Here is a 10,056-nt window from a genome sequence, read left to right on the forward strand (position 1 = left end):
TGCGGCCCACGGCCACCCGCACCACGATCACCGTGTACGCGCCGAGCAGGGCGAGCCCGGCCCACCCGGGCAGTGGGAAGTACCCGGCCGACGGCGCGTAATGCGCGGTCACCTGTGGATACTCCATCACCGTCTGCTGGACGGCGAAGCCGGCGGCCGGGGTGAGCCGCAGCAGCCATTCAGAGACCACGTCGGGCAGCAGCGGGACCGCCGTCACGATGTAGGGCAGGGCGACCAGCGACAGCCCGAGGAGGATCGCTGCCCAGCCACGGCGCAGCCACACGCCGAGCCCGTAGGTGAGGACGGCACAGAGCGCGAGCACCACCGCAACGCCGGCGACCACGCGGGCGCCGGTCAGCGCCGGCACCGGCTGCACCGGGATGCCGTTGCCCTTCAGGATCGCGACGCCCACCGGGAGGACGACGCCGACGGCGACCAGACCGGTGACGAAGGTGGCCGCCCCGACGACGGCCGCCCGGGCGGCGATCACCCGCCGGGAGGCCGCCCCACGAGCCGTGCGGGCGCCGTAGCGGGCCGCGACGACGAGCACGATGATCAGCGCGACCACCAGGCCGGGCAGAGTCTTCTCGACGGTACGCGTACCCTCCTCGCCGAGCGGCCCGATGTCGCCGGTGCCGCTGACCGTGATGCCACCGTCTTTTTCCACGGCCCCCGACGCGTTGTGGTACTTCTCCCAGTCGGTGTGGTTCATCTCGCCGACCGGGTGGTTTTCCCACGCGCCGGTGCCGCCGCCCTCGACGGCGACGTTGTCGAATACCCCGACGGCCTGGGTGAACCGGACCTCCTCGACCGCGCCGCCGAGGCCGACCTTGCGGAGCGTGAGGTCGCCAGGGGAGGTGGCGAAGAGGCCGACCTGCACGGTGTCCGGCAGCCCGTCGAGCTTCGCCGCCCCGACGGTGTGCCACTGCTTGCCGTCGGCCGACTCGAAGCCGGTGATGGTGTCGCCCGAGCGGGTCAGGCGCAGCCAGCGCGGGGTCTGCTCCGAGACGCCGCCGGCGCGTCCGGCGACGTCGTGCTGGTAGTTGTACTGGAAGCGCACGCCGTGGCTGCCGGTCATCATGACCGCCGCGTACGGCGAGCCCTGCCGCAAGCCGTCCTTGACGAGGATCCCGGCCTTCGCCCACGGCACCAGCCCGGGCACGATCTGGTCATGGTTCGGCGGAGGATAGGTGATCGTCCCGGTCATCGACGTCATCCGGACCGTGATGCTGCCCTCGCGGGCGAGGTCGCGGTGCAGGAACCAGAACCTGTCGCCGACGATGGCGCCGTCGCTGGCGACGGGAGTGGCCGGGCAGGGGCCGTCGCAGGACGAGTGGTTGCCGGAGGCGACAAGCAGGCCCAACGCGATGACGGACAGGGCCGCGGCGGCCAGGGCGATCAGGCGGCCCGGACGACGGAACCCGGTCCACTCCCGCCGGAGGAGTTCGATGGTCGACATGCCGTCGGTTCTACGGATCGGCGCCTAACACGGCCCGAACCGGCCCTGTCATGCTCCTGTTAGGTCCTGCGCGGCATGCTGGAGGCATGATCAGGCTGCGCAGCGGTACGGTCGGGCTCCGGTTCACGATCTTGTATGCCGCGGTGTTCCTCGTGTCCGGTATCGGGCTGCTGGGCCTGACCTTTCTGCTCGCCGACGGCAGCATGAGCAGCGTCACCCCGGCCGGCAATCCCCCCGCCCAGGGCAGCCTCGCCCCGGCCCAGCAGCGCATCCGGCAGTTGGAGGACCAACTGGCCGCCGTGCACACGCAGCAGGCCCGCCAGCTGCTGGCCGGCTCGCTGGTGGCGCTGATCGTGATGGTCGTCGTCTCACTGCTGCTCGGCCGGGTGCTGGCCAAACGCGTACTGCGGCCGCTGCGGCTCATCACCGGCGCCACGCGGCGCATCTCCGCCGACAACCTGGATCGACGGCTGGCCGTCACCGGCCCGACCGACGAGGTGAAGGACCTCGCCGACACCATCGACGAACTGCTCGAACGACTCGAAGCGTCGTTCGCCGCGCAACGCCGCTTCGTCGCCAACGCCTCCCATGAGTTGCGTACGCCGCTGGCGACGATGCGGGCGTCGCTGGACGTCGCGGTCGCCAAGCCCGACCCGGCGGCCTCGACGGTGGCGCTCGCCCACCGGCTGCGAACCCAGCTCGACCGGGTCGACCACCTGCTCGACGGGTTCCTGGTGCTGGCCCGGGCGCAACACGGCACGCTGGCCGACGCCGCCCCGGTCCACCTCGGCGACCTCATCGACGCGGCGCTGCGCGAACGGTCCGCCGACGCACTGCGGAAAGGGCTGAACGTGACGGTGGACGTGCCGCCGGTCATGACCATCCAGGGCAGCCCGGCGCTGCTGGCGCGGCTGGTCGGCAACATCGTCGACAACGCCGTGACGCACAACGAGCACGGCGGATGGATCGGCATCACCGGGTCCGTCAGCGAGGAGCAGACGGTGCTGGTCGTCGAGACCGGCGGGCGTGTCCTCGACCAGCGGCAGGTCGACCGGCTGGCACAGCCCTTCGAGCGGCTGGGCGGCGAGCGCACCGGCTGCTCGGGACTCGGCCTGTCCATCGTGTCCGCCGTCACCGCCGCCCACGGCGGCCGGCTCGCCCTACTCGCCCGGCCGGAGGGCGGCCTGCGCGTCTCGATCACACTTCCGCCCGCGAAGGCGCGGGTGGCGGCATGAGAATCCTCGTCGTCGAGGACGATCACGCCCTCGCCGAGGTCGTCGCGGAAGGGCTGCGCGACCAGGGGATGGCCGTCGACCGCGCACACGACGGGCTGGACGCCGCCGCCAAGCTCGACCTCACCGCGTACGACGTGGTGGTCCTGGACCGGGACCTGCCCGGCCTCCACGGGGACACGCTGTGCCAGATGATCACCGAGCGGGCGGACCGGCCGATGGTGCTGATGCTGACCGCGGCGAGCGCGCCCGGCGACCGGGTCAGCGGGCTGACCCTGGGCGCGGACGACTATCTCGCCAAGCCCTTCCACTTCCCGGAGCTGATCCTGCGCATCCAGGCGCTGGCCCGCCGCAAACCGGACGCGCGGCCCCGGACGCTGCGCGCGGCCGGGATCGCGCTGGATCCGGTACGCCGGACCGCCGTTCGCGACGGCCGGCAACTCAGCCTCTCGGTGAAGGAGTTCGCCGTGCTGGAGGCGCTGCTGCGGGCAAGCCCCGGCTTCCTGAGCACCGAGACCCTGCTCGAACAGGTCTGGGACGAGAACGCCGACCAGTTCACCAACACCGTCACGGTGACGGTGGGCCGGTTGCGACGCAAGCTCGGCGACCCATCGGTCATCACGACGACGCCGGGAGTCGGCTACCGGATCGCCTGACCCGAGAATCGAACCGTACGCAGACGCCCGGAACGGTCGGTCAGGCGCGCAGCCGGGCCTCCAGCGCCTCCAGGTCCGGCACGAACCAGACGTGGTCGTGCCGGTTGGACTCGGCCACCAGGGCCCGCAGCGCCGAACTGGCCGCCAGGTGCCGGGAGATGTCGCCGACGACGACCAGCCGCAGCCGGTAGTTGACGAACTTCTGCATGATTTCCCCGGCGAAGCGGGTGCCCAGGGCGAAGAAGCTCGGGTCGAGCCGGTCGGCCGGCACGGCGACGGCCGTGGCGCCGAGGAAGGCCGCGCCGATGAGGTCCAGCGCGTCCCGCTCGGTGGCGATCGGCGGTCCGGCCGGGTCGCACACCAGCACCGGCACGCCGGCCCGCTCCTGCAGCACGTCAGGCATCTGCGGTCCCCTTCCCGGCGAGCAGGCCGCCCTCGCCGTGCAGGACGGCGTCGAGCAGGTGCAGCAGGTCGGCGGTGGCGGCGGCGTCGCCCAGGATCACGATCTTCATACGGTGGCGTTCCTCGTCGTGGACGGTCTGCACGCGCAGCGGGCGCGCGGGGTCGTGGTGAGTGTTGGCGGTGGCCAGCACGAGCGTGGCGAGCCGGTCGGCGGTGGCCCGGTCGAGGCCGTCGACCTGCGCGATGCTCGACACCTCCAGCGCCGCCGGGCCGACCGGCGCCGGCCGGCCGGTCAGCGTGTCGAGGTCGGCACGGGCGATGCGGTACTGCTTGCCGATCCGCACCGCCGGCAGGCGGCCGGCGCGGATGTAGCCGCGCACGGTGCGCACGTGCAGGCCCAGCAGCTCCGCCACCTGCTCGACCGAGTACATGTCATCACTCATCGTTCCCTACATTAGCGGGAATAGGGAATGATAGGGAAGTTGGTTGCGGCGACGCCGGTCGGTCACCCGGATGCCACCCGCGCCCGGCATACTTCCGACGTGCAGCCCCGACACGGCTACCTCGACGCCCCCGCGCCGCTGGCCTTCGCCCACCGCGGTGGCGCGGCCGACGGCGACGAGAACACCGCTGCCGCGTTCGCCCGAGCCATCGCCCTCGGCTACCGGTACGTGGAGACCGACGTGCACGCCACCGCCGACGGTGTGCCGGTGATCTTCCACGACGCCACCCTGCGGCGGGTCACCGGCGAGCGCGGCCGCATCGCCGACCTGCGCTGGGCCGACCTCGCCTCGGTACGCGTCGGCGGCGCCGCCGTCGTCCCCCGCCTCGACGAGGTCCTCGCCGCCTGGCCCGAGGTCCGGTTCAACGTCGACGTCAAGGCTGACGGCGGGATCGACGCGACCGTCGATACGGTCACCCGCGCCGGCGCCGGCGACCGGGTCCTGCTCGCCTCGTTCAGCGACGCCCGGCTGACCCGGCTGCGCGCCCTGGCCGGGCCGAAGGTCGCCACCAGCCTCGGCATGCGCGGGGTGGCTCGGCTGCGGATGGCCTCCCTGCACGGCCGGCCGCTGCGGCTGCCGCCGTCCGTGGTCGCCGCCCAGGTCCCGGTCCGGTACGGGCGCATCCCGGTGGTCGACCGGCGGTTCCTCGCGTACTGCCACCGGCTCGGGTTGCAGGTGCACGTCTGGACGATCGACGAACCCACCGAAATGCACGACTTACTTGATCTTGGTGTGGATGGCATCATGACCGATCACGTCGGCGTGCTGTGCGACGTCTACCGCAGCCGCGGCCACTGGGCCGCCTGAGTCAGAGGACCCCGATGGCCGAAACGGTCGCCCCCGCCGTCGCCGAGCCCGCCCACCCGGGCAGCACCCGGCGCGAACGCACCGGCTGGTACTTCTACGACTGGGCGAACTCCGCCTTCCAGACCACCGTGATCACGGTCTTCCTCGGGCCGTTCCTCACCACCGTCACCGAACTCGCCGCCGGCTGCCGGCTCGGCGCCGACGAGTGCCACGGGTACGTGCACCCGCTGGGCATCCGGGTCGCCGCCGGCTCCTACTACCCGTACCTGATCTCGCTGTCGGTGTTCCTCACCGTGTTCGTGCTGCCCGTGATCGGCGCGGTCGCCGACCGCACGGTGCACAAGAAGCGGCTGCTGGCCCTCGCCGCGTTCACCGGAGCCGGGGCGACCATCGCGTTCGCGTTCGTCACCGGCGAGCGGTACCTGCTCGGCGGGGCGCTGTTCCTGATCGCCAACATCTCCTTCGGCGCGGCCGTCGTCGTCTACAACTCGTTCCTGCCGCAACTCGGCGGCCCCGACGACCGCGACGCCATCTCCAGCCGCGGCTGGGCCATCGGCTACCTCGGTGGTGGCCTGCTGCTCGCGCTGAACCTGGTGGCGGTCAAGATGCTCAGCGAGGAGGGCAACCCGCAGCGCACCCTCGACCTGGCCCGCTGGTCGATCGTCTCGGCCGGCGTGTGGTGGGCGGCGTTCACCCTGCTGCCGCTGCGCTGGCTGCGCGAGCACCCCACGGTCGAGGCGCTGCACGGCGGCGGCAACGTGCTCACCGACGGGTTCCGGCAACTCGGCCGGACCCTGCGGGAGATCAGGACGTACCCGCTGACGCTGTTCTTCCTGCTCGCCTTCCTGGTCTTCAACGACGGCATCCAGACCGTCATCACCCTGGCCAGCCAGTACGGCACCGAGGAACTGCGCCTGGAGCAGGACACCCTGATCGTGACGATCCTGCTGGTGCAGTTCCTCGCCTTCGGCGGCGCGCTCGCCCTCGGCGCCCTGGCCCGGCGGATCGGCGCGTGGAAGACGGTGCTGCTCAGCCTGGTGCTCTGGACCGGTGTGATCATCGCCGCGTTCCGGCTACCCGCCGAGGCGCCGCTGCCGTTCATGATCCTCGGCGGCTGCATCGGCCTGGTGCTCGGCGGCAGCCAGGCGCTGAGCCGGTCGCTGTTCAGCCAGCTCATTCCCACCGGCAAGGAGGGCGAGTACTACGGCTTCTACGAGATCAGCGACAAGGGCACCAGCTGGCTCGGCCCGCTCGCCTTCGGCCTGGTGTTCCAGCTCACCTCCTCGTACCGGGTGGGCCTGGTCTCCCTGCTGATCTTCTTCGTGGTCGGCTTCGCGCTGCTGGCCGCGGTACCGATCCGCAAGGCCATCGTCGCCGCCGGCAACATCCCGCCCCGGGTGCTGTAGGCGGTACGGCCCCGATCGATGCGCCTGCACGGACAAGATCCTCTCGCGTCGATCGGCTAGGCTGCCCCGACGTGACCGACGACGCCGCTGCCGCCCCGATCTGCCTCGCCCGTCCCCTCCCGGGGCCCGGGGAGGACCCGGGCGGCGGCTGCGCCGCCGCCCGTGCGGTCGACGGCCGACCCCTGCATGCCGCCGCGCTGAAGTTCTTCTGGGGGCCGATGGACTGCGGCAAGTCCACGATGGCCCTGCAGATGAACTACAACCACGCCCGGCAGGGCCGCCGCGGCCTGGTCACCACCCGCATCGACCGCTCGCTCGGCCCGCAGGTCACCACCCGCATCGGGCTGGCCCACGCAGCCGTCGAGGTCACCGACGACCTGGACCTGCGCGACCTGGTCCGCGACGCCTGGGCCGAGGGGGTACGCGTCGACTACCTGATCTGCGACGAGGCGTCCTTCTACAACCTTGAGCACGTCGAGCAGATGGCCGACCTGGTCGACAACTACGACGTCGACGTGTACGCGTTCGGCCTGGCCACCGACTTCCGCTCCTGCCTGTTCCCGGCCGCGCAGCGGCTGTTCGAACTCGCCGACGAGGTGGCCCGCATCCAGGTCGAGGTGCTGTGCTGGTGCGGCCGGGAAGGGCTGCTCAACGCCCGGGTCGTTGGCGGCCGGGTGGTCCGCGAGGGCGCGCAGGTCGTCATCGGCGACACCGCAGACACCGCCGACGTGCGCTACCAGGTGCTCTGTCGCCGGCACTACCGCTCCGGCGACCTCGGCCCGCGCGGCTGAGCTCACTGCGCCGGCACGTCCACCCCCGACACCGCGTCGACCAGATACACCTGCCGGCCCGCCCGCGGATCCCGGGCCTGCAGGGTGTGGAACATCGGCGACCCGGGACCGCCGAGGTCGACCACGTCGCGCCGGCGCCGGTCACGGCCCGTTCCCACCGGGGCGGCGCGGTCAGGTCGATGCGGGTCACCACGCCGGGCGTGACCCACACGGGCACGCCGCCCAGCGAGCCGGACAACTGCAGGTGGTAGTGGCCGCAGAGGATGGCCCGCACATCGCTGCCGGCCACGGCCTCGGCGAGCCGCGCGGCGTCGCGCAGGTTGACCGAGGCCATCAGCGGCGACGAGGGCAGCGCGATCGGCGGGTGATGCACCACGATCACGGTGCCGGCCTCGGCCGGCCGGGCCAGCACCCCGCGCAGCCAGCGCAGCTGCCGGTCACCGAGCTCGCCGTGCACCGCGCCCGGCACCAGGCTGTCGAGCGTCACCACGCGCAGCCCGCGTACCACGCTGACGGCCGGCCGCTCCTCGCCCGCCGGGTCGGCCGGCTCACCGGTGTCGGGCGCCGTCGGCGGCCAGATGGCCGGTGCCCAGCACGGCCGTGAAGGAGTCCCGCCGGTCGTGGTTGCCGGTGCAGTACACGTGCGGTATGCCACGCTCGGCGGCGAACCGGCCGACCGCCTCCCGTACCGCGAGGCAGCCGGCGACCGAGCCGTCGTCGGCGATGTCCCCGCTGACCACCACCAGGTCGAGGTCAGGCACGTGCCGCGCGTCGTGCAGGATGCCGTCGAGGGCGGCACGGGTGGCCACGCCGTCCTCGTCGAAGCCGTTCGCGCCGACGTGGGTGTCGGACAGGTGCAGGATCCGGTGCCGGGCGGGCGAAATCATGCGGCTCCCCATCGACGAGGGGCACCCAGGCGGTCGACGCCCCGACCTCACACCCCGGTGGTCGCCCACCCGCGCCAGTCGTGTGCCGACAGCCTAGGGGACGGCCGACGGCGTGCTGCCCCGGCATGGTCAGAACGGGTCCCCGCAGACCCGCCACTTGCCGTTCTCCTGCACCACCGGCAGGTCCCGCTCCTCGCTGGCGCCGCCCTCGCGGGTCAGCCGCACCTTCACCGTGCCGCGCGGGCGGCCGCCCCGGGTGGCCACCGACACGTCGACGATCTCGTAGCCGCTGACCTGCGGCGGGGTGCGTACCCAGCTGCCGAAGCCGACCTGGCTCCACTTGCCGCGCGCGGTGCGGCACAGCTTCCCGTACGCCTTGTCGGTGTCCCCGGTGGCGACGTCCCGGAAGAACGTGTCGGCGGTCTGCCGGACCGGGCCGTTGGCCTGCAGCACCACCTGCACGTTCCAGACCGCGAGGCCGGCCACCCCGACCAGGCACATGCCGACCCCGAGGCCGCCGAACAGCACGCCCGCGCCCATCGGCCGGCGCCGCCGGGCCGGCCTGGACCATTTCTGTTCCTTGCCCATCACCCCCGACCGTAGAGACCCTGACCGGCGGGCGCAGGCACTTGCGCCGCTGTCGCCGTGGCCGGCCCGGCCGGGAAATCCGCCCGAGGTACCTGCCAGAAGGTGTCAGCTTCCGGCGGCAGGATGGGCGGCATGACAGTGCACGCCGACCTCGCGATGGTCAACCTCGACAGCTCCGACCCGGTTGCCCACGCCGGTTTCTATTCCCGTGTCCTCGGCTGGGAGGTCACCCACAGCCAGGGCGAGTACGCGATGATCACCAGTAAGGACGGGGTCTCGGTCGGCTTCGGTCTGGTGCCCGGGTACGCCCCGCCGGCCTGGCCCGACGAGAACGCCGGCAAGCGCTACCACCTCGACCTGTACGTCGACGACGTGACCGTCGCCGAGAGGGAGTTCCTGGCGGCCGGTGCCAGCCGGCCGGAGTTCCAGCCGGGCGGCGAGCGGTGGACGGTGCTGCTCGACCCGGTCGGGCAGCCGTTCTGCCTCTGCCCCCGCCCGCAGGGCTGAGGGTGGGCCGGCTCGTCGGGCGGCGGCCGCCCGACGAGCCGGCTCCCGCCCGGTGCGACCGTTCAGGCCGGGGACATCACCTCGTAGAGGTTGCCGGCGTCATCACGGAAGAACAGCCCCCGGGCGCACAGCGGGTGGTCGGTCCGCCCGTTGTCCGGTGCCCCGGGCTCGCTGCCGTACGGCACGCCGGCGGCGCGCAGCCGGCCGAGGATCCCGTCGAAGGTGTCCGGGTCGACGTCGAAGGCCAGGTGGTGCCCCTCGGGCGCGGGGACGCTCATGAAGTCGATGGTGAGCTGGTCGTTGATCCGTACCGGGGCGAAGTGGCCGTTCCGCCCCGCGGGCGGCAGCACCGGCAGACCCATCGCCTCGGCGAAGAACCGGGCGGCGGCGTGGTGGTCGTGGGCCGGGACGATGGTGTGGTTGAGGGTGATAGTCACGGGTGCTTCTCCTGGTCGTTGGGGGCGAGGGCGCCGTGCAGGAACAGGTCGACCAGCTCGGCGGCGGTGGGCGGGTCGCCCGGCAGTGGGCCGCGCCCGGGCAGCAGGACGGCGAGGAACAGGGCCGCGAGCCGGTCGGCCGGCAGCCGCAGCCGGCCGCGCTCGGGAGCGAACAGGGCGGCCACGGCCGTCCGCACCGCGGCTGTCGACTCGTCCCGGCCCGGCCCGGCGTCTCCCGGGCCGCGGTTCGGGTGCGTGCGTGCGTCGCGGCGGGACCGTCCGGGGCGGCCGGGCCGGGTGGGCCTTCACCACGGCGTGGTAGCGCTTCTCCCCCTCGCGGGACTTTAACGCCCGCCTCAAGGCGGGGGACGCCCGCCCCCT

Annotated in this window: 14 protein-coding genes; 6 read left to right on the forward strand and 8 right to left on the reverse strand. The window is 72.7% G+C overall.

The annotated features are described in order from the left end of the window. Positions 1-1,459, reverse strand: a 1,459-nt coding sequence (locus tag ONA70_RS31055) for a DUF1349 domain-containing protein (protein WP_265010048.1), incomplete at its 3' end; no start/stop codon positions are given. Positions 1,460-1,545: 86 nt separating this feature from the next. On the opposite strand from ONA70_RS31055, the gene ONA70_RS31060 reads away from it, so the two are divergent. Together ONA70_RS31060 and ONA70_RS31065 are read left to right on the forward strand one after the other, a co-directional pair. Further along, the gene (locus ONA70_RS31060) at positions 1,546-2,694 is read left to right on the forward strand and encodes a sensor histidine kinase (protein ID WP_265010049.1); all 1,149 of its coding nucleotides are present in this window, start codon (positions 1,546-1,548) and stop codon (positions 2,692-2,694) included. Next, positions 2,691-3,347 (forward strand): response regulator transcription factor, encoded by a 657-nt coding sequence (locus tag ONA70_RS31065; protein WP_265010050.1) that lies wholly within the window; start codon positions 2,691-2,693, stop codon positions 3,345-3,347. Before ONA70_RS31060 ends, ONA70_RS31065 begins: the two co-directional genes overlap by 4 nt. A gap of 40 nt (positions 3,348-3,387) precedes the next feature. Here the strand turns inward: ONA70_RS31065 and ONA70_RS31070 are convergent, their stop codons facing one another. Both ONA70_RS31070 and ONA70_RS31075 read right to left on the reverse strand, forming a co-directional pair. Beyond that, complete coding sequence (locus ONA70_RS31070; protein WP_265010051.1) at positions 3,388-3,750, reverse strand: DUF4180 domain-containing protein; 363 nt, start codon at positions 3,748-3,750, stop codon at positions 3,388-3,390. Further along, positions 3,743-4,192 carry a helix-turn-helix domain-containing protein gene (locus tag ONA70_RS31075; RefSeq protein WP_265010052.1) on the reverse strand — a complete coding sequence of 150 codons (450 nt, stop codon included), beginning with the start codon at positions 4,190-4,192 and terminating at the stop codon, positions 3,743-3,745. The genes ONA70_RS31070 and ONA70_RS31075 overlap by 8 nt, the downstream gene beginning before the upstream one ends. Positions 4,193-4,291: 99 nt before the next feature. Here ONA70_RS31075 and ONA70_RS31080 point away from each other — a divergent pair, with 99 nt between their 5' ends. The 3 genes from ONA70_RS31080 (at position 4,292) to ONA70_RS31090 (ending at position 7,256) form a co-directional block, all read left to right on the forward strand. Beyond that, positions 4,292-5,059, forward strand: coding sequence for a glycerophosphodiester phosphodiesterase (locus ONA70_RS31080; RefSeq protein WP_265010053.1), 768 nt, complete (start codon positions 4,292-4,294; stop codon positions 5,057-5,059). Between the two features lie 14 nt (positions 5,060-5,073). Beyond that, on the forward strand, positions 5,074-6,465 hold the full coding sequence (locus ONA70_RS31085; protein ID WP_265010054.1) for an MFS transporter: 1,392 nt from the start codon (positions 5,074-5,076) through the stop codon (positions 6,463-6,465). Positions 6,466-6,536: 71 nt separating this feature from the next. Beyond that, a complete protein-coding gene (locus tag ONA70_RS31090; protein ID WP_406601283.1) occupies positions 6,537-7,256 on the forward strand; it encodes a thymidine kinase in 720 nt (239 codons plus the stop codon). Between the two features lie 2 nt (positions 7,257-7,258). Here the strand turns inward: ONA70_RS31090 and ONA70_RS31095 are convergent, their stop codons facing one another. The 3 genes from ONA70_RS31095 to ONA70_RS31105 all read right to left on the reverse strand — a co-directional run bounded on the left by ONA70_RS31095 (position 7,259) and on the right by ONA70_RS31105 (position 8,731). Continuing rightward, positions 7,259-7,414 (reverse strand): hypothetical protein, encoded by a 156-nt coding sequence (locus tag ONA70_RS31095; protein ID WP_265010055.1) that lies wholly within the window; start codon positions 7,412-7,414, stop codon positions 7,259-7,261. Positions 7,415-7,804: 390 nt separating this feature from the next. After that, the gene (locus ONA70_RS31100) at positions 7,805-8,143 is read right to left on the reverse strand and encodes a metallophosphoesterase (RefSeq protein WP_265010056.1); all 339 of its coding nucleotides are present in this window, start codon (positions 8,141-8,143) and stop codon (positions 7,805-7,807) included. Between the two features lie 129 nt (positions 8,144-8,272). Then, on the reverse strand, positions 8,273-8,731 hold the full coding sequence (locus ONA70_RS31105; RefSeq protein ID WP_265010057.1) for an Rv0361 family membrane protein: 459 nt from the start codon (positions 8,729-8,731) through the stop codon (positions 8,273-8,275). A 132-nt stretch (positions 8,732-8,863) separates the two neighbouring features. Between ONA70_RS31105 and ONA70_RS31110 the strand changes: the two genes are divergently transcribed. Then, positions 8,864-9,238 (forward strand): VOC family protein, encoded by a 375-nt coding sequence (locus tag ONA70_RS31110; RefSeq protein WP_265010058.1) that lies wholly within the window; start codon positions 8,864-8,866, stop codon positions 9,236-9,238. 62 nt (positions 9,239-9,300) lie between these two features. Here the strand turns inward: ONA70_RS31110 and ONA70_RS31115 are convergent, their stop codons facing one another. After that, positions 9,301-9,675, reverse strand: a complete 375-nt coding sequence (locus ONA70_RS31115; protein ID WP_265010059.1) for a VOC family protein — start codon at positions 9,673-9,675, stop codon at positions 9,301-9,303. Further along, a complete protein-coding gene (locus tag ONA70_RS31120; RefSeq protein ID WP_265010060.1) occupies positions 9,672-9,872 on the reverse strand; it encodes a hypothetical protein in 201 nt (66 codons plus the stop codon). Before ONA70_RS31120 ends, ONA70_RS31115 begins: the two co-directional genes overlap by 4 nt. Positions 9,873-10,056 lie beyond the last annotated feature (184 nt).

Source organism: Micromonospora yasonensis (assembly GCF_026013475.1).
GTDB lineage: Bacteria > Actinomycetota > Actinomycetes > Mycobacteriales > Micromonosporaceae > Micromonospora > Micromonospora yasonensis.